The organism is Pseudomonas sp. 10S5, assembly GCF_035019745.1.
In the GTDB taxonomy this organism is placed as follows: domain Bacteria; phylum Pseudomonadota; class Gammaproteobacteria; order Pseudomonadales; family Pseudomonadaceae; genus Aquipseudomonas.
The window spans coordinates 106,369-132,091 of record NZ_JASJVL010000013.1 but is presented as its reverse complement, the minus strand read 5'-3'; the positions used below and the strand labels follow the sequence as shown (position 1 = coordinate 132,091).

Sequence of the window (25,723 nt, the reverse complement as noted above, 5' to 3'; positions counted from 1 at the left end):
CATGCACGCAATCATGCTCAAGGCCAAGTTGCACCGAGCCGAGGTTACGCACGCGGTACTCGACTACGAAGGCTCTTGCGCCATCGACGGCGAATGGCTCGACCTTGCGGGAATTCGTGAGTACGAACAAATCCAGATTTACAACATCGACAACGGCGAACGTTTCACCACCTATGCCATTCGAGGTGAAGAGGGCTCGCGAATGATTTCAGTCAACGGCGCCGCAGCGCATAAAGCGAAAGTAGGTGATCGTGTCATCATCGCCGCTTATGCTCATTACAGTGAAGTCGAATTGATCACTTTCAAGCCGCGCATGCTGTACATGGCGCCCGGCAATGAACTAAGCCACACGAGCAATGCCATACCGGTACAGGTAGCCTGATAGTTTAAAAACAATCACAGACCACAACCCACTGGAAAACCCGGCGACAGAGGTACGAAATAGTACCGAGTAACGGTCAGGCAAAGCGCAGACAGTCGAGCAGACTGGGGTTAGTGTTCGGCTACCTGGATGCGCTTAGCAATCGTGCTTCGATTATTAATCCCGTCCGGGCTTTTTTAGTGCCCAAAAGGCAGTTTAAGTACAAGGAAATCCGCAGCGATGGCGTACTACCGCACTCCTCTCGACGTGACCACCCTACCCGCTTGGCACGCGCTGACCGAACACCGTAAAACCATGCAGAATTTCAGCATGCGTGAAGCGTTCAGTGCAGACCCGCAGCGTTTTAATGAGTTCACCCTTAGTAGCTGTGGGCTGTTCCTCGATTACTCTAAAAACCTGATCACTCCTGAAACCCGCAATTTACTGGTAAATCTGGCCAACGAAGTCGACCTCAAGGGCGCAATCAAAGCGCTGTTTGACGGCCAAATCGTTAACGCATCCGAAGGTCGTCCAGCCTTGCACACCGCGCTGCGCCGACCAGTAGGCGACAAGCTGTCGGTGAACGGCGTCAACGTGATGCCCGAAGTACACAAAGTGCTTAATCAAATCACCGACCTGGTGGGCCGTATCCACGATGGTTTATGGCGCGGGTATACCGAAAAACCGATTACCGACGTGGTAAACATCGGTATCGGTGGATCGTTCCTCGGCCCTGAGTTGGTGTCCGAAGCGCTGTTGTCCTACGCGCAAAAAGGCGTGCGCTGCCATTATTTAGCCAACATCGACGGCAGTGAGTTTCATGAACTGACGATGAAGCTTCGCGCCGAGACCACACTTTTCATCGTGTCCTCCAAGTCATTCAACACCCTGGAAACCCTGAAGAACGCACAAGCTGCTCGTGCTTGGTACTTGGCCCAAGGTGGCTCAGAGGCAGAGCTTTATCGGCACTTCATCGCGGTTTCCAGCAACAACGCCGCAGCCGTCGCCTTCGGTATCCGCGAAGAAAATATCTTCCCGATGTGGGATTGGGTTGGCGGTCGCTACTCGCTATGGTCAGCCATCGGCTTGCCGATCGCGTTGGCCATCGGCATGTCCAACTTCAAAGAATTGCTGTCCGGCGCTTCATCCATGGACCAACATTTCCAAAGCGCGCCGTTTGAACAAAACATGCCGGTGCTGTTGGGGCTGCTTGGTGTTTGGTACGGGAACTTCTGGGGTGCAAAAAGCCACGCGATCCTGCCGTATGACCACTACCTGCGCAACATCACCAAGCATTTGCAACAGTTGGACATGGAATCCAACGGTAAAAGCGTGCGCCAGGACGGCACGCCGGTATCAACCGACACGGGCCCGGTTATCTGGGGCGGCGTCGGCTGCAACGGCCAGCATGCTTACCACCAGTTGCTGCACCAAGGCACCCAAATGATTCCGGCCGACTTCATCGTGCCGATTGTCAGCTTCAACCCGGTTGCCGATCACCATCAGTGGCTGTACGCCAACTGCTTGTCACAAAGCCAGGCACTGATGATGGGCAAAACCCACGCCGAAGCTGAGGCTGAGCTACGCGACAAAGGCATGGCCGAGGCGGACGTGCAGAAACTTGCTCCGCACAAAGTGATCCCGGGTAACCGCCCAAGCAACACATTGGTCGTTGAGCGCATCAGCCCTCGTCGTTTAGGCGCCTTGGTGGCGATGTATGAACATAAGGTGTTCGTACAGAGCGTCATTTGGGGGATCAACGCATTTGACCAATGGGGCGTTGAACTGGGTAAGGAATTGGGTAAAGGCGTCTTCAACCGCTTAACCGGTTCCATCGAAGAGCCCGCCGACGATGCGTCGACCCAAGGCTTGATCAATTACTTCCGTGGTCGTCATCGCGGCTGATCTTTCTCCGATAATGAAAAACCCGCCCCTGGATAAAGCGGCGGGTTTTTTGCTGTCTGACGCATCGTAACGGCGGCGCCATGCCCCTTGAACCCATTCCCACCAAAGCGCACCCTGATGAAATGTAAGGCCAATAAGAATTAGGATGTGCCCATGTTCGATATCAGCCAATTCCCTATCGCCAATGCCGTGCGTATTGCCGCGCAGCTCAGCGAAGACGACTATCAGACGCTGTATCAACAATCGATTGATAGCCCGAATACATTCTGGGCCGAGCAGGCCAAGCGCTTTCTATACTGGTCAAAACCCTGGCAACAGGTGCAGCAGGCGGACTTCAAAACCGGAGACGCCATCTGGTTCAAGGGCGGTGAGCTGAACGTCAGCTATAACTGCATCGACCGCCATTTAAAAGACCGAGCCGAGCAGATAGCGCTCATTTGGGAAGGCGATAACCCATCCGAGTCCGCTGAAATCACCTACAAAAAACTGCACCACAACGTTGGGCGCTTGGCTAACGTACTCAAAGGCCGTGGTGTACAAAAGGGTGATCGGGTGTGTATTTACATGCCTATGATCCCCGAGGCCGCCTATGCGATGCTGGCCTGCGCGCGTATCGGGGCAGTGCACTCAGTGGTGTTTGGTGGATTTTCACCGGATGCCCTGCGTGATCGAATACTAGATGCTGACTGCCGTATGGTGATCACCGCGGATGAAGGCGTGCGCGGCGGTAAATATAGTGGACTTAAAGAAAACGTCGACACTGCGCTGCTGGGTTGTCCGGACGTTCATACCGTTTTGGTGGTGGAACGCACTCAAGGTGAAATCGGCTGGGTGACCGGTCGCGATATCTGGTACCACGAAGCCGTTAGTGGCATCAGTAGCCATTGCCCGCCCGAACCGATGGACGCCGAAGACCCGCTGTTTATTCTCTACACGTCGGGCAGCACCGGCAAACCCAAAGGCGTCTTGCATACCACTGGCGGCTACCTGCTCCAGGCGGCGATGACGTTTCAATACGTGTTCGACTACCGTGACGGTGAAGTCTTCTGGTGCACCGCCGACGTAGGCTGGGTCACCGGCCATAGTTACCTCGTTTACGGCCCACTGGCCAACGGCGCGACCACGCTGATTTTCGAAGGCACTCCCAACTTTCCCGACGCCTCGCGATTCTGGCAAGTCATCGACAAGCATCAGGTCAATATTTTCTACACTGCACCTACTGCGTTGCGCGCACTAATGCGTGAGGGCCCGGCAGCATTGCAAAGCACTTCCCGTGACAGCCTGCGCCTGTTGGGTAGCGTCGGAGAACCCATCAACCCGCAAGCATGGGAATGGTATTTCCATAAAGTCGGCAAAGAACGCTGCCCCATCATCGATACTTGGTGGCAGACCGAAACCGGCGGCATCATGCTCAGCCCACTGATCAGCGCTCAATACCTCAAACCCGGCTGCGCTACGCGCCCGATGTTTGGCGTACAACCGGTGCTACTGGATGAGCAAGGTAAGGAAATCAGTGGCGCTGGCAACGGTCTTTTAGCTATCAAAGCCAGTTGGCCGGGGCAGATCCGTAGTATTTATGGTGACCGACAGCGCCTGGTTGAAACCTACTTCAAGCCCTATCCCGGTTACTATTTCACTGGCGACGGCGCACGCCGCGATGACGACGGCGATTACTGGATCACCGGTCGTGTGGACGATGTCATTAATGTGTCGGGACACCGCATCGGCACGGCGGAAGTTGAAAGCGCTCTGCTGCTGCATGACACCATTGCCGAAGCTGCGGTGGTCGGGTATCCCCACGATATTAAGGGAATAGGCATTTACGCGTTCGTCACGCCCGTAAAGGGAGTTGAGGCAGACGATGCACTGAAGAAACAATTGCTGGCGCACGTCACTAAGGAGATTGGCAATTTTGCCAAGCCCGATTTTATTCAGTGGGTCTCAGCATTGCCGAAAACTCGCTCGGGCAAAATCATGCGTCGCATCCTGCGCAAGATCGCCAGCAATGAACTCGACAGCTTGGGTGATACTTCGACGTTAGCCGAGCCGAGCGTGGTCGAAGACCTGATTAATAAACGTCTGAACCGCTGACTTGACGAGAACCCATGGAATTCATTCGTAGCCGCATCGAAACCCAAGTCATGAGCCTGACCGGATTGTCTCTTGGCCAATTGGACCTAGAGAACCCAAAGGGCGATCCAGGTCTGTTCGGACCTCAAGCTATTTGCTGGCAAGTACATGCCGACTTCAGCAGCATGTTGATCGGAGGCATTAGCGCTTTATTACTGCAAGCTTTGCACCCGCTAGCCTTGGCCGGGGTCTGGGACCACTCGACGTTTCGCCAGGACATGATGGGGCGCTTGCGCCGCACGGGACAATTTATCGCCGGTACCACGTTCGGCTCGACTCAAGACGCTAACTGGCTGATTGAGAAGGTCCGCACCATTCACCTGCAAGTGACCGGAACCGCGCTCGACGGACGGCCGTATGCGGCCAGTGACCCTGACCTGCTGACATGGGTGCATGTCGCTGAGGTCAGCAGCTTTTTAGGTGCCCATTTGCGCTACCGCAACCCCGATCTGTCCATAGCCGATCAGGATCGGTATTACGCAGAAGTCGCCTCCATCGCCGAACGGCTTGGTGCACGTGACATACCCCGCTCACGTCAAGCGGTTGCCGATTACCTTGAACGAATGCGCCCCCAGCTCGTATGCGATGAACGCAGCCTTGAAGTGCTAAGGCTACTAAGGGCCGCGCCCGCACCAAGCCGCTTGGCCAAGCCATTTGGCGTGTTGATGATGCAAGCTGGTATCGAGTTATTGCCGCTCTGGGCCTGCAGTCTGCTTGGTCTGAGCCAACATCCATTGCAGCGCTCGTTTATCCGCGCAAGCATTAACCGTAGTTCGCCGATATTGCGCTGGGCAATGCGTGACAGCTCGGTCCACCGCGCCCATCGGCGAATGGGCCTGGCTTACAAATAGGCGAACTTAAGCCATCGTTGGAACCCACCCGCGGATGTGTGACACCATATGCCACCGTTGTCATCGCCGCTACCGCAGCGAATCGGGCCGAACAGACCTGGGCTGACGCACATTTATCAACTGTGAGGACCTGCCATGCAAGACGTCGTAATTGTTGCCGCTACCCGTACCGCAGTCGGTGCATTTCAGGGGGCTTTGGCAAATATTTCCGCAGTCGATCTAGGCGCTGCCGTCATTCGCCAACTGCTGGCACAAACCGGCCTCGATCCGGCGCAAGTCGACGAGGTGATCATGGGGCACGTATTGACAGCTGGCGCAGGACAGAATCCTGCCCGTCAATCCGCAATCAAGGCAGGGCTTCCCTTCGCCGTTCCAGCCATGACACTGAACAAGGTCTGCGGCTCGGGATTGAAAGCGTTGCATTTAGCAACCCAGGCCATTCGTTGTGGCGATGCCGACGTAATAATCGCTGGCGGCCAGGAAAATATGAGCTTGGCCAACTACGTAATACCTGGCGCACGAACCGGTCTGCGAATGGGCCACAGCACCTTGATCGACACCATGATCAGCGACGGTTTGTGGGATGCATTCAATGATTACCACATGGGCATTACCGCCGAAAATCTAGCCGACAAATACAGCATCTCCCGTGAAGCACAGGACGCGTTCGCTGCCGCGTCGCAGCAGAAAGCCGTAGCGGCCATCGAAACCGGGCGTTTCGTTGATGAAATCACCCCGATTCTAATTCCGCAGCGCAAAGGCGACCCTGTATCGTTCGCTACTGACGAGCAACCACGCGCGGGCACCACTGCCGAATCGCTGGGCAAACTCAAGCCTGCGTTTAAAAAAGACGGCACCGTGACGGCGGGCAATGCTTCGTCGCTGAATGACGGCGCTGCTGCGGTCATTTTGATGAGCGCAGCTAAGGCCGAGAAACTCGGGCTGCCGGTGCTTGCACGCATCGCGGCATACGCCAACGCAGGCGTCGACCCGGCAATCATGGGCATTGGCCCAGTCAGCGCCACCCGCCGCTGCCTCGAAAAGGCCGGCTGGTCGATTGACCAACTGGACCTCATCGAAGCCAACGAAGCCTTCGCCGCTCAATCGTTGTCGGTGGCCAAAGAGTTGGGCTGGGACATGAACAAAGTCAACGTTAACGGCGGCGCCATTGCATTGGGCCACCCGATTGGCGCGTCAGGCTGCCGCGTACTGGTGACCTTGCTGCACGAGATGATCAAGCGCGATGCCAAAAAAGGCTTGGCAACCCTGTGCATCGGCGGTGGTCAGGGCGTGGCATTGGCATTGTCCCGCTAATAAAATCAACTGAAAGAGCCAACTTGTGGAGTTCAGATCAGGCAAATCCTGATCCCCTGTGGGAGTGAATTCATTCACAAATGAAATCGCTACCACAGGATGCATCGGGGCGATCTGTCGCTTAACTGCTAAACTGCCGCGCCCATTTCCAATCCAAGGCGCGGTGTATGTCCTCCCTGAACCAGGCGCTGAGCGTCGCCCTCGATAACCGTCAGTCATTGCTCGCCGAGCTGCATGAACAGGGCACGGATTGCTATCGCTTGTTTCACGGCAGCCAAGAAGGCGCCAGCGGCCTGACTATCGACCGTTATGGCCCGCAATTACTGGTGCAGAGCTTTCACCACACGCTCGAACGCGACGAACTGCTAGCGTTGCATGCCGCCGTTAATACCCGTCTGAGGCTCGATACGCTATTGGTCTACAACGACCGCTCACACGGCAATTCACGCATCGACCGCAACGACGCTGTCTTTACAGCAGAAGATGCGGCGCTAGGTGAATTGATTGGCCATGAGTGGGGATTAAACTATCGCGTACGCGGGCGCCATCCAGGACAAGATCCGCTGTTGTTTCTCGATTTGCGCAACACCCGGGGCTGGATCAAACACCATAGCGCCGGAAAAACCGTACTCAACCTGTTTTCCTACACCTGCGGTGTTGGCCTGAGTGCGGCTGCCGGTGGTGCGCGAGAGGTGTGCAACCTAGATTTTGCAGAAGGCAATCTCGCCGTCGGCCGCGAAAATGGGTTGTTGAACCCCGCACTAAAACCGATGAAGTTCGTGCAATCCGACTATTTTCCTGCCATCCGTCAACTGGCAGGGCTGCCCATCGCGCCCCGTCGTGCAAACAAACTGCCAGACTACCCGCGTTTAACACAGCGACAATACGACTTCGTCTTTCTCGATCCGCCTGCGTGGGCAAAAAGTGCGTTCGGCACCGTGGATTTGCTTCGTGATTACCAAAGCTTGCTCAAACCTGCCGTACTCACCACTGCCGCTAATGGGGTGCTGATTTGCTGCAATAACCTGGCGAAAGTCAGCATGGAGGATTGGCGCGAACAGGTTCTACGCTGCGCGACTAAAGCCGGGCGCCCGGTACGCGAATGGCAAGTACTGACACCGGGCAGCGACTTTCCGTCTATGGACCAGCAACCGCCACTCAAAACGTTGATTTTGCAGTTTTAACCAAGCACAACCCAGGACGATTCCTACAGCAGACGAGGCTATTTCTTCTGAACCAGTTTCGCGTGCCATACTCCAAACACCTCCGATAGAGAGACGACGCCTCACATGTCCAAAGGATTGATACGCGCCATTGGCGCCTTGCTGACCGTCATCGCACTTTACAGCGTATTGGGCTTTTTGATTTTGCCCGGCATCGCACTGCGTATCGTCAACCAACAACTGGCCAACTACTCTACGGTTCCAGCAAAGCTGGATCGGTTGGAACTCAACCCCTTCAGCCTGGAAGTGAACCTGTGGGGCCTGAACATCGGTACGCCGGGTCAGGAACAGATTGGCTTTGAGCGCCTGTACATCAACCTGCAAATCGACAGCATCTGGACCGGCGCCCTGCACTTGTCCGACATTGAACTGGATAAACCCAAGACCCAGTTGCTGTTCGCCAAGGACGGATCGCTGAACGTGGAGCAGCTGTTCAAACTTCCGCCAAGTGAACCTGCCAAGGATAAAACGCCCAGCAAACCGTTCCCGATCCGCATCGATCAAATCAAACTTGCCGATGGCTATGTTCATTTCCAAGATCTGCGGCCCAGCAAACCGATCGAATTTTTGTATAACGCGCTCAACTTCGAATTGAAGAATCTCAGCACTCTGCCCGAAGACAACGCCGACATGACCTTGGTCGCAGCAGGCCCTGAAGGCGGTCAGATTGATTGGGTTGGACACATCAGCCTGGTTCCGATTACCTCGCAAGGCAAACTCAAAGTCACTGACGGCAGAATGAAAGTCTGGTGGCCGTATGTACGCGACGCCTTGCCGCTGGCGCTAAAGGATGGCGTTCTCAATTTCAGCACCGATTACACGCTGAGTCTGGCAAAGGAAACCGAACTTCTATTAAGCAATACCGCGCTGAGCATTGCCCCTCTGGCGATAGATACTCCTGATGGCAGGCCGTTGGTGCGCCTTGAACGGCTCGATATAAGCGACACGTCCATTGATCTGGCTAAGCAGCTCGTCAAGATTGGCAATATTCGCAGTAATAAACTCGAAACCTGGGCCGCTCGCGAAGCCGACGGCCAACTCGATTGGCAGAAGCTGTTCGCCAGCCAGCCAAAAAAACCAACACCTGCGGCTATAAAGGCACCCGCCGCCGCGGCAGGTAATGCACCTGAAATCGCAGCACAACCTGTAGCACCGAGCAAACCCTGGCAAGTGCTGTTACGTGATGCGCAATTACGCAATTACCAAATTCATCTGGCAGACCGCACCCCAAAAGAGCCGGTAATGTTAGATGTAGGCCCACTGAATGTGGACATACAAAATTTCGACAGTCTAAACAAATCACCTTTTACGCTTAAGCTCGACACAGGGCTTGGTAAGCAAGGGCACATTACCGCAACTGGCGACGTCAATCTGAGCCCGGTCAGCGCCAAACTACAGGTCAATACCAAAGACATCGACCTGCGTTTGGCGCAATCCTATATCACTCCGCTTATCCGCCTTGAATTGCGCAGCGGTATGCTCGGTAGTGATTTAGCGGTCAACCTGAAAAGTACCGAGCCTTTGGCCCTCGGTATTACCGGCAAGGCTCAAATAGACCAACTGCACACCCTCGACACGATCAAACAGCGCGACTTTTTAAAATGGCAGCAACTGGCCCTTGAAGGTCTGGACTTCGAGCTCGGCGATCACCTGACGATTGCCAAAGTCAACCTGCTGCAACCGTATGCACGATTCATGATCAACGACGACCGCACCACTAACATTGATGACCTGCTGATTAAACAACCTGCAGACAGCGCTAAAACGGTCGCTAATGCTGCGGCAACCGCTGCAGAGAAAGGTGTCAAGCCAATGGGTATCCGCATCGGCGAGGTAAATATCAAAGACGGTTCGGCCAACTTCGCCGATTTAAGCCTCACGCCGAACTTCGCCACCGCGATTCAGCAGCTCAATGGCAAAATTGGCACCCTCGATAATCGTCAGTCAAAGCCTGCGACCGTCGATATCAACGGCAAGGTTGACCGTTACGCGCCAGTCACCATCAAGGGCAGCCTGAATCCCTTCGACCCCTTGGCAAGCCTGGACATTGCCACCAGCTTCAAGCGCGTGGAATTGACCACGTTGACACCGTACTCAGGGAAATTTGCGGGCTTTCGCATCCGTAAGGGCCGCCTTAATCTCGACCTGCATTACATGATCGCCAAAGGCCAGCTCAAGGCCGAAAACAAAGTGGTAGTCGAAGGACTGCAACTGGGCGAAAAAGTCGACAGCCCAAATGCAGTCGATTTACCCATTCGTTTGGCCATCGCCCTGCTCAAGGATACCGATGGCAAGATCTCCATTGAACTGCCGATATCCGGTGACTTGAACAGCCCGCAATTCAGCGTGATGCCCATTGTCTGGCAAACACTGCGTAATTTGGTATTACGTGCCGCTCAGGCGCCCTTTAAGTTCATTGGCGGACTCATCAGTGGCGGCGACTCTCAAGACCTCGGTACGGTAGCGTTTGCGCCTGGCGCCACAGACCTGAGCCCAGATGCTCAGTCAGCCCTCAACAAGCTTTCAGCCGCCTTGAAAGAGCGCCCAACGCTACGCCTGGAGATAGAGGGCACCAGCGCGGAAAGCAGTGACGGTCCGTTAATTGCTGAACAACGTCTTCAGCGGGAATACCAAAGTACCTTTTACAAGATTCTTCAGCGACGCGGCGACAAGGTTCCAGCACAGGCATCACTGCTGCAAGTACCGGAAAGTGAAAAACCGCCAATGCTGGAAGCAATCTACCGCGACCGCTTGAAACAGCAGCCGCCAGTTGAGTGGACCAATCAGGGCAAAGAAGACCGTACGGCAAAAATGCGTGCCGCAGTGATCAAATCCTGGAGTTCCAACGCGGTGCTACTTCGCCAGTTGGGGCAAGCACGCGCCAGCAGCATCAAGGATTATCTCGTTGATAAAGCGAAACTGGCAGATGAGCGAATTTTCTTTGTGGATGCCAGCTTGGGCCAAGCAGAAGCGGATGGTCGAGTAATCAGCCAATTACATTTGGACAGCGATTAAACCATGCGAACGAGCAACGTTTTGCTTCTGATAGTGGCCGGTGTGATGGGACAAGCGCAGGCCGACTCCCTGCGTTGTGGGAGTCAGCTGATAAATAGTGGGGATCACGAGTTTGAGGTACAGCAAAAATGCGGCGAACCTGCTGCGCGTAACCTAATTGGTTATCTACGTAGCCCCAACCGGCGAGAAGAAGTCAAAATTGATGAGTGGATATACGGACCTAGCAACGGTATGTATCAGTACCTGCGATTCGAAGGGGGCCGTCTGGTAGGAATTAACAGTAAGCGCGGCAACTGATTTCCGACGCTGCTCAATGACTGAACTTAAAATAGAACAGGCCCCGACAACTACGTCGAGACCTGTAATAAACACACCCGTATAGCCTCGCGTTAATTTCGATACCTCACCGGACACCGTCCTTCGTTATCCGCTGGTACTATCAATAGTCATTGCGAGCGGCTGGACATCACTCAGCTTTAAGGCCTGCGGCGGACACGGCTTTGACACCTTTGATTTTCTTAGTGATCGCAACAGCCATATCTTTCTGGGTTTGGGTGATGGCTACAGTTGATGAAAGGGAGACCACGCCTTTGTTGGTTTCTACCTTAATGTCGGTACCAGGAATGCCTTTCTCAGTCACCAAATCGGATTTAACCTTGGTGGTGATCCAAGTGTCCGATGTCGCTTCCCCTGCCTTGGTCATTTCGCCAGCAACAACCATTGGAGCTTGAGTTGTTGTGGTTTGGGCGAAAGCCGAGTTAGCCATAGACAATGTAATAGCTGTGGCAGCAGCGGCAGCAATAGCGAACTTATTCATATTCATACGAGTCACTCCTGTTTTTCTCAAAGTCTGCGCCAGTCTCGCTGACAGCAGGGTTACAGGTTGTATCGCAAGCGCTGTGCCATTTTTTAATATAAAAAAAGCATCTTAAAAACATACAGTTACGTAATAATTCAAAGGCTTTAATCATGCAATTTGCACGTTCCACCCCTAACTTGCGTGCAGGATGCATGTTTTCATAGCTGAATTATTGGCTGAAACCCTAACTCTCTAAAAGTATTAGTAAATTAGTCTGATATTTCCGAGGCAAGCAAGGGACCAGCCTCGTTCAGAAGTACCGAAACACATAATCCCGTTTTCGATTTCTGATCAGAGAATTCCAGTTGGACTTCTGCACCGATCCGCTGCGCGATTGCATTAACTATGGAAAGGCCCAAACCTGATCCCACCTGATCGCTCCCGAGCGTTCGGTAAAACGGGTCGAATACTCGAAGCCTTTCCTTAGCCGAAATCCCTGGGCCTGAATCCTTGATTTGCAACCTCGCACGATGACCATCAAAAGAGACTGACAAGTCGACTCGTCCATCAACGGGCGTGTAACGAATGGCGTTATCAACCAGATTTTTGATCACAGTGACCAGATCCAATTCATGAACCATCACCCATACGTCCTGATCTCCCTCCACCCCAATATCAATATGCTTGGCTTCGGCCAAAGGAAGCAGATCCTCCAAGACGTGCCGATAAAGGCTTAAAACAGAGACCGCAGACTTTGGCAGGTCTAGAGCTGCTTGAGCTTTAGCGAAGGTTAGCAGCTGATCGAGAAGGTTCCGGCTTCGCTCAATGCCTCGACGTAACAGCACCAACCGCGTTTTTGCCTCCGCAGACATTTCAGCCTCAGCCAAGCGTTCAGCCTGCAGCGAAAGTGCTGTCAACGGCGACCGAAGTTCGTGCGCTGCATCCGCGACAAAGCGCCGCTGAGAATCCATTGATTGCGCGACACGGCTTAGCAAACGGTTGATTGCGATAACAAAGGGGCGGATCTCTAGCGGTAGGTGGCTTTCTTTAACCGGATGTAACTCTTGCTCGGCGCGCTGATCTATTTCAAGGGACAAGACCGCAATCGGGCGGAAAATCTTGCGTACAAGGTCGGCGACTACCAGCAGTAAGATCGGCACCAAAATTAGAAGTGGAATAACAGAGCGCAACGCGCTGTCGCGTGCTATTTCATCGCGAACACTTGTTTCTTGCGCCAGTGCAATTCGCTGTTTAGTGGCCAAGGTTTTAACCAGCACTCGGAAAGGTTCGCCCGCAACATCTAAGGTATGCAAACCATCCGACAAAGTGGTGGGCAACGGTAATGGCGCGTAGGCATCACTTCCCTGAACCTTGGCGTCGCCATCCGCGAGATATTGGACGATAACGCGAAACTCAGCGACTTCATCCTTGGCCTGGCTGTCTTTACTGAAACCTGCTATGGGGAGATGCTGCCGGTCATAGATCGACGCCACCTGACGTAACACGTCATCTTGCAGTTCGTGGGCCTCGTCAAACGCGGACACAAATGAAAAAACGCCAGCTGCAAAGGCCACCACTAGAATCGCCACTGCCAAAGAAAAAGACAGCCTGAGCTGAACCGAGTCACTTAAGCGCTTTTTGAAACCATCCATCCAACCCCCCTGACGTTTTTGATCACTTCGCTCCCAAGTTTGCGACGCAGGGCGTGGATTAGAAATTCAACCGCGTTGCTTTCAACTTCTTCCCCCCAACCGTAGATGCGGTCCTCAAGATCGCTACGAGAAAGAATCGCACCCGGCCGCACCAGTAGCGCATGCAGCAGGGCGAACTCACGATTGGAAAGTTGCACCGGGGCACCGTTACTCACTACAGACTCGCGCGTAGCCGGGTCAAGTGACAGCGTGCCGTTGCTGAGTATAGGAATCGCGCTGCCGCCTTTACGCCGAAGCACCGCACGCATGCGTGCAAGTAACTCGGCCATCTCGAACGGCTTAAGCACGTAATCATCAGCGCCTCCGTCCAAACCACTTAACCGATCATCAAGGCCATCTCGTGCAGTGATAATTAGCAACGGCACTGGATTGTTACTGCCGCGGATGCTGCGCAATACCTCCAACCCATCCTTACCAGGCAGCCCTAGGTCCAGTAGCACCAAGTCGTAGTGCTGGCTTGCAAGTGTCGTAAGCGCTGTCTGACCATTTTTCACCCAGTCTGCCGCATAGGACGAATCCTTTAGCGCCGCCTGAATGGTTTCTCCGATCATCACGTCATCTTCAACCAGCAGTACCCGCATACCTACGCCCCTGTCTTTTCAACAGACTCGATAGTAGCGAGTACTAGCTGCGGCGCCTACTTACCTTGAACTGAATCAAACACCTTAACCAAATCAGTCATCGCTGCTTTGCAGTCGGTTTGACTTGGGGTATTGGCCCTCAGCGCTTCCAGGGAGCGATCGATAGCCTTATCAATAAGATGCCAATCATCTGCTGCGCGAGGTTTCAAACCTGCTTCGGCGGAGTCCCAAGAGAGCTCCAAATCCTTAATGCGCGTTTTAGCAGCGGGTAGGTCACCCTTGTCGACAATAACTGCCACATCGGCGGCGATGTTACGAAACGCTGACAAATCGCCCAGTTTGGAAGGCAGCTTGGCCTGGCTGGTTGAAGAGGTCTGAACCGACGTCGCCGCAGGAACAGCGCCTAGTTTTGCCTTGTCGTCCGGTTTCGAGCATCCGGCAGCAAGGGCTAAAAGAGCAATAGCTGAGGCAATCGAGGCTGAACGGACTAGCGAATTAAAACTGTACATAATTTTTACCTGAATTAATTTAAGTGGGTTATTTCGTGATTTTTGCAGAGGTGCGGCTGCCAACGGTGATTTGCGCTACTGCCACCAGTATCACAATTACGGTCAAAAACAGTGCGCTGGTCCACATGGCGCCCATACCTAAACCGCCATAGGTTTTCGCTTGAGTCAGCAGGTCGCCGAGAGATGCGCCAAATGGGCGAGTCAGAATATAGCCAATCCAGAACGTCAAGACGGCGTTGCCACCAAGGCGCCAAGCGATGTAGCTAAGCGCAATCAAAGCACCGAATATCATGGCACCCAGCGTGAACCCGAGCGCTAGCGCCTCAGTTGCCAGGTCACCTGCGGCTGTGCCCAACGCGAACGTGCAAAGAATAGTTGCCCAGTAAAATAGCTCTCTACGCAGTGTGGATATCTCGTGGATAGAAAGGGTTCGTTCGACCTGATACCAAATCGCGAAAATCGCCGCCAATGTCACGGCAAATACTCCGGTACTGGTGTACAAACTCACGCCCAAGCCATCGGTCAGCAGATCGGTAATCTGTGTACCCACCACACTGACCAACACCACCGTCAGCCAGTAAGTCCAAGGCGTATGGCGTCGTGTGCGCAGTTGCAGAATCAAGGCGACAGTTAATAGCCCGGCCATCACCCAGCTCGTCAACCCCTGCCCCCATCCGGCGTCGACAGCCAGATAATCGGCGCCGGTTTCACCGACAGTGGTCGACATGATCTTGATGATCCAAAACGATAGGGTTACTTCGGGAACCTTATTTAGCCAGCTTGATACTGTAGATGTTGTTTGGGCGGTCATTGGGGGTTAGCTCCTGACGATGCGAGTAAGTCATGCCGCCATTGTGGCTGGCGAAACTTAGGCCACCCATAGCAGCGCAAAATCAAAAAAAAACCGCTTCCTCCATGAGAGAAAACGGTTTCTTCAGCAGAACCAAGAGCCCGTATTAGCAACAGGCCTTCAGTCCATGTTTAGCGTCGGGTTAGTTAAACCCCGGAAGCTTTTGCTGCTGCTACGTCTTTGATCGACAGCTTGATACGGCCGCGATTATCGACATCCAATACCAGCACCTCAACCTCCTGACCTTCTTGCAGTACGTCGGTCACCTTCTCAACGCGAGCATCGCTCAGCATGGAGATGTGAACCAGACCGTCTTTGCCTGGCAGAATGTTAACAAATGCGCCGAAGTCGACGATGCGCTCAACCTTACCGATGTAGATTTTGCCGATTTCAGCCTCAGCAGTGATGCCCAGAACGCGCTGACGTGCTGCCTCAGCCGCTTCTTTGGTTTCGCCGAAGATTTTGATGGTGCCATCGTCTTCAATGTCGATAGAAGCTTTGGTTTCTTCACAGATCGCACGGATAGTCGCACCGCCTTTACCGATAACATCACGGATTTTGTCGGTGTCGATTTTCATCGCGATCATGGTCGGTGCGTTTTCCGACAACTCGGTACGCGAACCGGCAAGGATCTTGTTCATCTGGCCAAGGATGTTCAGGCGCGCTTCCAGGGCTTGGCCCAGAGCGATTTCCATGATTTCTTCGGTGATGCCCTTGATCTTGATGTCCATCTGCAGCGCGGTAACACCCTTGGCGGTACCGGCTACTTTGAAGTCCATGTCGCCCAAGTGATCTTCGTCACCAAGGATGTCGGTCAGGATGGCGATCTTGTCACCTTCTTTAACCAGACCCATGGCAATACCGGCCACCGGTGCTTTCATCGGTACGCCAGCGTCCATCAATGCCAGGGAAGCACCGCACACCGACGCCATGGAGCTGGAGCCGTTGGATTCGGTGATTTCCGACACAATGCGGATGGTGTAAGGGAACACGTCGGCAGCAGGCAACATGGCCTGTACGCTGCGACGAGCCAAACGACCGTGACCGATTTCGCGACGGCCAGCGCCACCCATGCGACCACATTCACCTACCGAGAACGGAGGGAAGTTGTAGTGCAGCATGAACGGGTCTTTGCGTTCGCCTTCCAGGGTGTCGAGCAGCTGTGCGTCCCGTGCGGTGCCCAGGGTCGCTACAACCAGCGCCTGAGTTTCGCCACGGGTGAACAGTGCCGAACCGTGAGTCTTCGGCAACACGCCGACTTCGATGTTCAGTGGACGCACAGTGCGAGTGTCACGGCCGTCGATACGTGGCTTGCCGTTGACGATATTCTCGCGCACGGTGCGGTATTCGATTTCGCCGAAGGCTGCTTTGACTTCGCTGGAAGAAGGCTGGCCTTCTTCGCCGGATAGCTTGGCAACGATCTGATCGCGCAACTCGCCCAGACGAGAATAACGCTCGTGCTTGACGGTGATGGTGTAAGCCTCGGAAATCGCGTCACCAAACTCACCACGAATCGCGGCCAGCAAAGCGGTGGCTTCAGGCTTCGGTTGCCAGTCCCAAGTAGGTTTGGCTGTTTCAGCGGCCAGTTCTTTGATGGCATTGATCACCACCTGGAATTCGTCATGGGCGAACAGAACGGCGCCCAACATCTGGTCTTCGGTCAGCTCTTTGGCTTCCGATTCAACCATCAATACCGCTTCCGACGTACCGGCAACAACCATGTCCAGGCTCGAAGCCTTGAGTTGCTCGTAAGTCGGGTTCAACAGATAGCCGGTGCTTTCGTGGAAAGCAACGCGCGCGCAACCGATAGGGCCGTCGAACGGGATACCGGAGATTGCCAATGCAGCCGATGTACCAATCATGGCGGCAACGTCTGGATCAGTCTTTTTGCTGGTGGACAGAACGGTGCAGACAACCTGCACTTCGTTCATGAAACCTTCTGGAAACAGCGGACGGATCGGACGGTCGATCAGACGCGAAGTCAGGGTTTCTTTTTCGGAGGGGCGGCCTTCACGTTTGAAAAAACCGCCGGGGATCTTGCCGGCTGCGTAGGTCTTTTCCTGGTAATGAACGGAAAGAGGGAAGAAGCCTTTACCTGCGTCAGCTTGCTTGGCACCGACCACAGTCACTAATACGCTGACGTCGTCGTCAACGGTGACCAATACTGCGCCGGAAGCTTGACGGGCGATACGGCCAGTCTCGAGGGTGACGGTCGATTGACCGAACTGGAACTTCTTGATTACCGGGTTCACGGTTTCCTACCTTCTTTGGTGGCTCTTGGGGGAACTGGTTTCTTGCGAATTCTTGGGCAGTGAAAGGGTTCGGACCTATCGACCGTCCAGATAAAACTTGAGGCTGGAAGCCTGCCAGACCCATCGAGTGAACTCGAGAAATCTTGGCAGACAACCAACCTCTATCGACATCGCTATTAGCGACGCAGACCCAGACGACCGATCAGGGCGCTGTAACGGCTAACTTCTTTGCCTTTCAGGTAATCCAACAGCTTGCGACGCTGGTTTACCATGCGGATCAGACCACGACGTGAGTGGTGATCTTTACCGTTGATCTTGAAGTGACCCTGCAATTTGTTGATGTTGGCGGTCAGCAGTGCAACTTGCACTTCTGGTGAGCCAGTATCACCAACAGCTTGCTGGTAGTCGGCAACGATTTGAGCTTTTTCTTCAACGCTGAGTGCCATGTGGGCAATCCTTAATCACGGAAACCGCTCGAGAGAGACGATTTCAATAGGCCGAGGGCAAACCCCCGTATTTTAAAATGAGTTGTGACCGCGCCTACTGACAGCCACCCTCGTTCGGTCATTCTGACCGAATCAATCGACGCGGCGCGATGCGCCCGTCTTCACTCACTTCACCAATACCGATGAAGCGACCTTCATGATCTTGCACGCGAACCATGCCGAATTGCGGTGCATCCGGTGCTCTGACTGGCTGACCATGCAACCAGTAGAACGAACTGTGTTCCGAAAATTGAAGCAGCGGCCAATGCAGCAAACCACTGTCCGATGGCATCAAGAAGCGATCAACCGCTTCGTTGCCGCCGTCGGCGTGTACTTGCTCCAACTCTTCCAGCGTCACTGTTTGTGCCAAGCTGAAAGGACCGGCCTGGGTACGGCGCAACTCAGCAACGTAAGCGCCACACCCTAGCTTTTCGCCAATATCCTCAACCAATGTGCGGATATAGGTGCCTTTGGTGCAGTCAACTGCGAGACACGCTGTATCTGCTTCGCACTCAAGTAATTCCAAGCGCGCAATAGTAACAGAACGCGGTTCGCGCTCCACCACTTCCCCGGCTCTGGCTAACTTGTATAAAGGTTGCCCATCCCGCTTTAGCGCAGAGTACATCGGCGGTATCTGACTGATTTCACCGCGAAAACCCGGTAAAACCAATTCGATATCGGCGCGACCAACGGTTACCGGACGAACTTGTAGCACATCGCCTTCCGCATCGGCGGTGGTGGTGGTTTTGCCCAACTGCATTCTGGTTTCGTATGCTTTGTCCGAATCGAGCAAATATTGGGAAAACTTGGTAGCTTCGCCAAAGCATAACGGTAATACACCGGTTGCAAGGGGATCAAGGCTGCCAGTGTGCCCAGCCTTCTGCGCGTTAAGCAACCAACGAACTTTCTGCAACGCAGCGTTGGAGGTAAATCCCAGAGGCTTGTCAAGCAGGATGATCCCACTGACATTGCGGCGTATACGCTTGACCTGGGCCATGTGCGTTACTCCTTGCTGGTTTCTGGCTTGTCACTGTCTGGCGTAATGCTTTGCGGAGCGCCTACCGGGTGCTGACCATCTTCGGCAACGGCACGCTCGATGAGCGCTGACAGATGAGCACCACGCACGACACTTTCGTCGTAGTGGAAGTGCAACTGCGGAACGCTGCGCAGTTTCATTTCGCGAGCCAACTGCATGCGCAAGAAACCTGCTGCCGAGTTAAGCACTTTGATGGTCTGCGCAATTTCTTCGGCGCTGTCTTGCCCCATCACCGTCATGAAAATCTTGGCATGACCGACGTCACGACTGACGTCGACGGCGGTAATGGTCACCAGACCGACACGCGGGTCTTTGATTTCGCGGCGGATCAACTGAGCCAGCTCACGCTGCATCTGATCGCCAATACGTTGGGTACGGCTATATTCTTTTGCCATGTCTACTACCTGTCACCGACCTAGGGCGAAACCCTCGCGGTCTGAAAGCGGCAAACGCCCGGCCTGACAAAAGTCAGACCGGGCGTTGCGTTTAGAGCCCATGAACGACCGCTTGGCATTTGCATGCTGGGGTCGACCATGGCTCTTGAAGCTCGCGGCTTAGAGGCTGCGAGCCACTTGGACCTTCTCAAAGACTTCGATCTTGTCACCGGCCTTGACGTCGTTGTAGCTCTTCACGCCTATACCGCATTCCATGCCGGCACGTACTTCGGAAGCGTCATCTTTAAAGCGGCGCAGGGATTCCAGCTCGCCTTCGAAGATAACGATGTCTTCACGCAGTACACGGATTGGACGGTTACGGTGAACAACACCTTCAAGAACCATGCAACCAGCGATCGCGCCAAACTTCGGCGAACGGAACACGTCACGTACTTCCGCGATACCCAGGATATTTTCCCGAACGTCGCTGCCAAGCATACCGGTGAGGGCTTTCTTGACGTCTTCGATAATGTCGTAGATTACGTTGTAATAACGCATATCCAGACCTTCCTGCTCGACTATCTTGCGAGCGCCAGAATCGGCACGCACGTTGAAGCCAAACAGTACAGCGTTGGAAGCCAATGCCAGGTTAGCGTCGCTCTCGGTGATACCACCGACACCGCCACCGACCACTCGCACTTGCACTTCGTCGTTGCCCAGGCCATTCAAGGCACCGTTCAACGCTTCCAACGAACCACGGACATCAGATTTGAGGACGATATTAAGCGTCTTCTTCTCTTCCTGGCCCATGTTCTCGAAGATGTTTTCCAGCTTGCCAGCATGAGCGCGCGCTAGTTTGACTTCACGGTATTTGCCTTGACGGAACAAAGCCACTTCACGGGCTTTCTTCTCGTCCGACAGCACGCTGAGTTCGTCACCAGCTTCCGGGGTACCGTCCAGGCCGAGGATCTCGACAGGGATGGAAGGACCAGCTTCCTTGATCGATTTGCCGTTCTCGTCGAGCATGGCGCGAATGCGGCCATAGTTCGAACCTACCAGCACCATGTCGCCTTGGCGCAACGTACCGTCTTGAACCAGAACAGTTGCAACCGGGCCACGACCTTTGTCGAGACGCGATTCAACTACTACACCACGGCCAGGAGCCGATGGAGTCGCTTTTAGTTCCAGTACTTCGGCTTGCAACAGGACGGCTTCGAGCAGTTCGTCTACACCAGTACCCACTTTCGCGGAGACTGAGACGAAAGGCGTGTCGCCACCCCATTCTTCTGACGTAACGCCGTAAACAGACAGTTCGCTACGGATACGATCAAGATCAGCACCCGGCTTGTCGATTTTGTTCACTGCTACAACCAACGGAACACCGGCGGCCTTGGCATGTTGAACAGCTTCGATGGTCTGCGGCATAACGCCGTCGTCCGCAGCAACTACCAGAATCACGATGTCGGTGGCCTTGGCACCACGGGCACGCATTGCGGTAAACGCAGCGTGACCAGGGGTGTCAAGGAAAGTCACCATGCCACGGTCAGTTTCAACGTGGTATGCACCAATGTGCTGGGTGATGCCACCGGCTTCGCCAGCTGCAACCTTGGCACGACGGATGTAGTCGAGCAGCGAGGTTTTACCATGGTCAACGTGACCCATTACGGTCACTACTGGCGCACGGGAGAACGTCTCTCCTTCAAACTTCAGCGATTCGGCCAACGAATCTTCCAGGGCATTGTCACTGACCAGTCTGACCTTGTGGCCCAACTCTTCAGCAATCAACTGGGCAGTTTCCTGATCCAGTACCTGGTTGATGGTCACCGGAGTACCCATCTTGAACATGAACTTGATGACTTCAGCAGCCTTGACCGACATCTGCGCTGACAACTCGCCGACAGTAATGGTCTCGCCGATAGCAACGTCACGAACAACAGGGCCGGTTGGGCTCTGGAAACCGTGAGCATTACGCTTCTTCAACTTGGCCTTGCCGCGACCGCCACGACGAAAGCTGTCGCTTTCTTCGTCGGTGGTACGAGGCGCAACGCGTGGTGCAGGCGCTTTCTCTTTAACAGAGGCGCGATGCGGCGCGTTTTTACGGTCGCCATCACCACCGGTGCTACGACGATTGTTGTCATCGGCACGTGGCTTATCTGGACGACGCTGCTCGTCGTTTCTTTTGCGCGCATCAGCAACTGGAGTAGCTGCAACCGGCGCTTCACGCACAGGTTCAGCAACTGGAGCAGGTGCCGGAGCGGCGGCAACGGCTGGAGTCGATTGCGCAGCAGCAGGCTGATTGCGCGAATCTTCTTCGTTACGACGCTTAGCTTCTTCTTCAGTCTTCTGACGCGCAGCGTTTTCTACAGCACGACGATCATCAAGCTCGCGCTTGCGCTCGGCTTCGATTTCTTCCGGGCTGCGCTGTACAAAAACTTTCTTCTTGCGTACTTCAACGCTAATGCTCTTACTTCCAGCAACGCGCAGGGTGCTAGTGGTTTTGCGCTGCAAAGTGATCTTGCGTGGCTCTTCCACTTTAGCCTTGTGACCGCTTTTCAAATGCGTCAACAGGGCTTGTTTCTCTATGTCGGTCACAACTTGCTCGGCGGCGGTGTGCGGCAGACCTGCCTCACGCATCTGCTGTAACAGGCGCTCTACCGGTGTGTCGACCACTGTGGCCAGTTCTTTCACCGTGACTTGCGTCATGCACTTCTCTCCTCAGGCCGCGCCTACTTACTCGAACCAATGGGCTCGGGCGGCCATGATCAACTTGCCGGCACGAATATCGTCAATGCCGTCGATGTCGAGCAGGTCGTCAATAGACTGCTCGGCCAGGTCTTCGCGGGTAACTACGCCGCGCACCGCCAGTTCCATCGCCAAATCCTTGTCCATACCCTCAAGCGAGAGCAGGTCTTCGGCCGGATGGGCGTCTGCCAGCTTTTCCTCAGTAGCGATGGCTTTAGTCAACAACCGATCCTTGGCCCGAGCGCGAAGCTCGTTGACGGTTTCTTCGTCAAAGCCGTCGATGTTGAGCATTTCTTCCAACGGTACGTAGGCAATCTCTTCCAGGCTAGTAAAGCCTTCATCAACCAGCACTTGGGCAAGGTCTTCATCGACTTCCAGCTCTTCGATAAAGTTACGCAAGATATCGCCGGTCTCTGCCTGCTGCTTGGCCTGGATGTCTGATTCGGTCATGACGTTCAGGGTCCAACCAGTCAACTGGCTAGCCAAACGAACGTTCTGACCGCCGCGACCAATGGCCTGAGCCAGATTGTCTGCGCCAACGGCGATGTCCATTGCGTGGGCATCTTCGTCGACGATAATCGCCGCCACTTCAGCAGGCGACATGGCGTTAATTACGAACTGTGCAGGGTTATCGTCCCAAAGCACGATGTCCACACGCTCTCCGCCCAGTTCGCCAGAAACAGCCTGAACGCGCGAACCACGCATGCCTATACAAGCACCCTGCGGATCAATTCGCTTGTCTTTGGAGCGAACAGCGATTTTTGCACGCGAACCCGGGTCACGTGAGGCAGCCATCACCTCAATGAGCCCTTCGGAGATTTCCGGTACTTCGATCCGGAACAACTCAATCAGCATCTCTGGCGCAGTACGCGACAGAATCAACTGAGGCCCACGGTTTTCAGTGCGAATTTCTTTAAGCAGTGCACGAACGCGAACACCTACGCGGAAAGTTTCCCGCGAAATAATGTCTTCACGCGCTAGCAACGCTTCGGCATTGTTGCCAAGGTCGACGATGACATTGTCACGCGTAACCTTTTTAACAGTACCCGAAATGATTTCACCCAGACGCTCGCGGTAGGCATCTACCACTTGAGCGCGTTCAGCTTCACGAACCTTCTGCACGATGACCTGTTTAGCAGTCTGCGCAGCGATTCGACCGAACTCAATGGAGTCGATTTTAATTTCAACTACATCACCGGCAACTGCACCCGGCTGTTTTTCCTGAGCTTGATCTACAGCCAATTCATGCGCCGGGTCGTCGAGATCTTCATCTTCAACAACTGTCCAGCGTCGGAACGTCTCGTAATTACCCGTCTGGCGATTAATCTCCACACGCAGTTCGACTTCATCCTCAAAACGCTTTTTGGTAGCGGTGGCAAGAGCCAGCTCCAGCGCTTCAAAAATAACACCTGCCGGAACGCCCTTTTCATTGGACACCGACTCAACAACCAGCAGTACTTCTTTGCTCATCGTACGCCTCGCCTTTCGCAAGCCATTGGATCCGCGGGATCCGCGTCTCAGTCAAAACTGGGAATAATGTTGGCCTTGTCGATCAAGTCGATCGGCAACAAGAATTCATGGTCTTCTACCTGCACCACAATATCTTGCTCCTCCACCCCGCGGAGAAGGCCCTGAAAATTGCGACGACCCTCAAAGGGTGAACGCAGCTTTATTTTCACTTGGTCGCCAGCGTGCAAGGCAAACTGCTCAAGAGTGAACAGCGGGCGTTCCATACCAGGAGACGAAACTTCAAGGGTGTACTCAACGGCTATAGGATCTTCTACATCCAAAACACCGCTGATCTGGCGGCTGACTATTGCACAGTCATCCACCAAAACGCCGCCTTCTTTATCGATATAAATACGTAATAGTGAATGGCGACCCTGAGCTGAAAACTCAATCCCCCAGCATTCATAGCCCAGGGCCACGACCACCGGGGCCACCAAGGCCTGCAACTGTTCTAGCTTGCTCGACACCTGAACCCCCTTTGTGCATGCGATGCAAATAAAAAATGGGCTAAACGCCCATCCCTGAAACGCCGTCGAATAGCGGCGTTATAAACTGTCCAGCTAACAAAAAGCCCCTAAAAAGGGGCTCCGCTAAAACTGGTTGCGGGGGCCGGATTTGAACCGACGACCTTCGGGTTATGAGCCCGACGAGCTACCAGACTGCTCCACCCCGCGACAAAGCTGGGGCGGGAGTATACGACCGTTCCCTTGCGGGGTCAATCGAGGCTCCCACCTACAGGAAAGCCCGCAATTGCGGGCTTTGCTGATAATTGGTACCGAGAAGGGGACTCGAACCCCTACACCCATTGGGCACAACCACCTCAAGGTTGCGTGTCTACCAATTCCACCACCTCGGCAATACAACTCTTTGGCGGCCCTGCATCAGCCGCCTGACTGCTTACTTCTGCTTTGGCGCTTGAGGAACGTCAGCAGGAACAACTGCCGGCTTTTGCGCTTCCAGCACCGGCACATCACTTGCCGCCGGCTTTTGCTGTGGTACTTCCAATACCGCTGGATCTGGTAAACCTACTTGAGTCAGCTGGTGAGCTTTCTCTTTAGCAAAGTAACCTAACCCCAAGCTGGTTATGAAAAAACCAGCGGCGAGTATAGCAGTAAATTTACTGAGAAAGGTAGAGGAACCTTGGCTTCCGAACACAGTGTTTGAAGCACCTGCACCGAAAGACGCACCGGCGTCTGCACCCTTACCCTGCTGAAGCAATACCAGAGCGACAACACCCAGGGCGCCCAACAGATGAAAAACGACTACGACTGTTTCCAGCATTTTTTCAGTTTCCCGCGGCGCGACAGATCGCACCGAACTCATCTGCATTCAAGGACGCTCCACCAATGAGCCCCCCATCGATATCCGGCATGCCGAACAGTTCAGCCGCATTGGCCGCCTTCACGCTGCCGCCATAAAGAAGCCGCACACCTTGCGCGACCTCAGCATTCTCTGCCGCCAACTGCGCACGAATGGCTGCGTGCACTTCCTGCGCCTGTTGGGGCGATGCAGTCAGTCCAGTGCCAATAGCCCAGACTGGCTCATAAGCGATGACTGCATTTATAAAAGCACCGACACCCAGCTCTTCGATGATGCTACCAAGCTGACGCCCCACTACCTCAAGCGTCCTGCCCGCCTCGCGCTGCTCCAGGGTTTCCCCTACACACAGCACTGGCGTCAAACCACACGCCTGAGCAGCTGCGAACTTCCGATTTAGCAAATCGTCATGCTCGCCCATTATCTGGCGGCGCTCGGAGTGCCCTATCAATACAAGCGTACAACCCGCATCAGCAAGCTGACTCGGAGCAATTTCGCCGGTCAGCGCACCTTGCGAAGACTCTGCCGCAGAATTCTGCGCACCTACCGCAATTGCCTTACCGCCGAGTCCGTCAATCACTTGATTAACGTACAAAAAAGGCGGAAAGACTGCTACATCAACACCGCTCGGCAAGACCAGATTACGAAGGCCTTTGGTCAGCTCAGCGACGCTGGCGCGGGTACCGTGCATTTTCCAGTTACCAGCTACCATAATGCGACGCATGCTATACCTCGTCGGTCAAAGTGGGCGCAGATGT

Annotated in this window: 22 protein-coding genes and 2 tRNA genes; 8 read left to right on the top strand and 16 right to left on the bottom strand. The window is 54.3% G+C overall.

Features of this window, described 5'->3' with window-relative positions; translation table 11 throughout:
* Position 1 precedes the first annotated feature (1 nt).
* The 8 genes from panD (at position 2) to QN378_RS15700 (ending at position 11,096) form a co-directional block, all read left to right on the top strand.
* Positions 2 to 382, top strand: coding sequence for an aspartate 1-decarboxylase (gene panD, locus QN378_RS15735; protein WP_322206782.1), 381 nt, complete (start codon positions 2 to 4; stop codon positions 380 to 382).
* A 219-nt stretch (positions 383 to 601) separates the two neighbouring features.
* Positions 602 to 2,266, top strand: coding sequence for a glucose-6-phosphate isomerase (gene pgi / locus QN378_RS15730; RefSeq protein ID WP_322206781.1), 1,665 nt, complete (start codon positions 602 to 604; stop codon positions 2,264 to 2,266).
* A gap of 153 nt (positions 2,267 to 2,419) precedes the next feature.
* Positions 2,420 to 4,357, top strand: coding sequence for an acetate--CoA ligase (gene acs, locus QN378_RS15725; protein WP_323549589.1), 1,938 nt, complete (start codon positions 2,420 to 2,422; stop codon positions 4,355 to 4,357).
* Between the two features lie 14 nt (positions 4,358 to 4,371).
* On the top strand, positions 4,372 to 5,247 hold the full coding sequence (locus QN378_RS15720; protein ID WP_323549587.1) for an oxygenase MpaB family protein: 876 nt from the start codon (positions 4,372 to 4,374) through the stop codon (positions 5,245 to 5,247).
* 135 nt (positions 5,248 to 5,382) lie between these two features.
* Complete coding sequence (locus tag QN378_RS15715) at positions 5,383 to 6,561, top strand: acetyl-CoA C-acetyltransferase (protein ID WP_322206777.1); 1,179 nt, start codon at positions 5,383 to 5,385, stop codon at positions 6,559 to 6,561.
* A 167-nt stretch (positions 6,562 to 6,728) separates the two neighbouring features.
* Positions 6,729 to 7,745, top strand: coding sequence for a class I SAM-dependent rRNA methyltransferase (locus QN378_RS15710; protein WP_323549585.1), 1,017 nt, complete (start codon positions 6,729 to 6,731; stop codon positions 7,743 to 7,745).
* A 105-nt stretch (positions 7,746 to 7,850) separates the two neighbouring features.
* Positions 7,851 to 10,799, top strand: a complete 2,949-nt coding sequence (locus QN378_RS15705) for a DUF748 domain-containing protein (protein ID WP_323549583.1) — start codon at positions 7,851 to 7,853, stop codon at positions 10,797 to 10,799.
* A 3-nt stretch (positions 10,800 to 10,802) separates the two neighbouring features.
* A complete protein-coding gene (locus QN378_RS15700; protein WP_322206772.1) occupies positions 10,803 to 11,096 on the top strand; it encodes a DUF2845 domain-containing protein in 294 nt (97 codons plus the stop codon).
* Between the two features lie 169 nt (positions 11,097 to 11,265).
* Here the strand turns inward: QN378_RS15700 and QN378_RS15695 are convergent, their stop codons facing one another.
* The 16 genes from QN378_RS15695 to tpiA form a co-directional block, all read right to left on the bottom strand.
* The gene (locus tag QN378_RS15695; protein WP_322207004.1) at positions 11,266 to 11,616 is read right to left on the bottom strand and encodes a BON domain-containing protein; all 351 of its coding nucleotides are present in this window, start codon (positions 11,614 to 11,616) and stop codon (positions 11,266 to 11,268) included.
* Between the two features lie 251 nt (positions 11,617 to 11,867).
* A complete protein-coding gene (locus tag QN378_RS15690; protein WP_323549581.1) occupies positions 11,868 to 13,250 on the bottom strand; it encodes a sensor histidine kinase in 1,383 nt (460 codons plus the stop codon).
* Complete coding sequence (locus tag QN378_RS15685) at positions 13,226 to 13,891, bottom strand: response regulator transcription factor (RefSeq protein ID WP_322206770.1); 666 nt, start codon at positions 13,889 to 13,891, stop codon at positions 13,226 to 13,228. Before QN378_RS15685 ends, QN378_RS15690 begins: the two co-directional genes overlap by 25 nt.
* 56 nt (positions 13,892 to 13,947) lie before the next feature.
* The gene (locus QN378_RS15680; protein ID WP_322206769.1) at positions 13,948 to 14,400 is read right to left on the bottom strand and encodes a hypothetical protein; all 453 of its coding nucleotides are present in this window, start codon (positions 14,398 to 14,400) and stop codon (positions 13,948 to 13,950) included.
* Positions 14,401 to 14,428: 28 nt separating this feature from the next.
* Positions 14,429 to 15,211: a hypothetical protein gene (locus QN378_RS15675; RefSeq protein ID WP_322206768.1), complete on the bottom strand. Its 783-nt coding sequence runs from the start codon at positions 15,209 to 15,211 to the stop codon at positions 14,429 to 14,431.
* Between the two features lie 185 nt (positions 15,212 to 15,396).
* Entirely contained in the window at positions 15,397 to 17,502 is a 2,106-nt protein-coding gene (gene pnp, locus QN378_RS15670) for a polyribonucleotide nucleotidyltransferase (RefSeq protein WP_323549578.1), read from the bottom strand.
* Between the two features lie 176 nt (positions 17,503 to 17,678).
* Complete coding sequence (gene rpsO / locus QN378_RS15665) at positions 17,679 to 17,948, bottom strand: 30S ribosomal protein S15 (RefSeq protein ID WP_299832411.1); 270 nt, start codon at positions 17,946 to 17,948, stop codon at positions 17,679 to 17,681.
* A 118-nt stretch (positions 17,949 to 18,066) separates the two neighbouring features.
* Positions 18,067 to 18,984 (bottom strand): tRNA pseudouridine(55) synthase TruB, encoded by a 918-nt coding sequence (truB, locus tag QN378_RS15660; protein ID WP_322206765.1) that lies wholly within the window; start codon positions 18,982 to 18,984, stop codon positions 18,067 to 18,069.
* A gap of 5 nt (positions 18,985 to 18,989) precedes the next feature.
* Positions 18,990 to 19,418, bottom strand: a complete 429-nt coding sequence (rbfA, locus tag QN378_RS15655) for a 30S ribosome-binding factor RbfA (protein ID WP_322206764.1) — start codon at positions 19,416 to 19,418, stop codon at positions 18,990 to 18,992.
* Between the two features lie 159 nt (positions 19,419 to 19,577).
* Positions 19,578 to 22,100, bottom strand: a complete 2,523-nt coding sequence (gene infB / locus QN378_RS15650; RefSeq protein WP_322206763.1) for a translation initiation factor IF-2 — start codon at positions 22,098 to 22,100, stop codon at positions 19,578 to 19,580.
* 27 nt (positions 22,101 to 22,127) lie between these two features.
* Positions 22,128 to 23,609, bottom strand: a complete 1,482-nt coding sequence (gene nusA, locus QN378_RS15645; RefSeq protein WP_322167628.1) for a transcription termination factor NusA — start codon at positions 23,607 to 23,609, stop codon at positions 22,128 to 22,130.
* Between the two features lie 47 nt (positions 23,610 to 23,656).
* Positions 23,657 to 24,115 carry a ribosome maturation factor RimP gene (gene rimP / locus QN378_RS15640; protein ID WP_322170719.1) on the bottom strand — a complete coding sequence of 153 codons (459 nt, stop codon included), beginning with the start codon at positions 24,113 to 24,115 and terminating at the stop codon, positions 23,657 to 23,659.
* A 130-nt stretch (positions 24,116 to 24,245) separates the two neighbouring features.
* Positions 24,246 to 24,322: transfer RNA gene (locus QN378_RS15635), tRNA-Met, on the bottom strand.
* Positions 24,323 to 24,418: 96 nt separating this feature from the next.
* Positions 24,419 to 24,504, bottom strand: a tRNA-Leu gene (locus QN378_RS15630).
* A 41-nt stretch (positions 24,505 to 24,545) separates the two neighbouring features.
* Positions 24,546 to 24,929 carry a preprotein translocase subunit SecG gene (secG, locus tag QN378_RS15625; protein ID WP_322206762.1) on the bottom strand — a complete coding sequence of 128 codons (384 nt, stop codon included), beginning with the start codon at positions 24,927 to 24,929 and terminating at the stop codon, positions 24,546 to 24,548.
* Between the two features lie 4 nt (positions 24,930 to 24,933).
* Positions 24,934 to 25,689, bottom strand: coding sequence for a triose-phosphate isomerase (tpiA, locus tag QN378_RS15620; RefSeq protein ID WP_323549574.1), 756 nt, complete (start codon positions 25,687 to 25,689; stop codon positions 24,934 to 24,936).
* Positions 25,690 to 25,723: the final 34 nt, after the last annotated feature.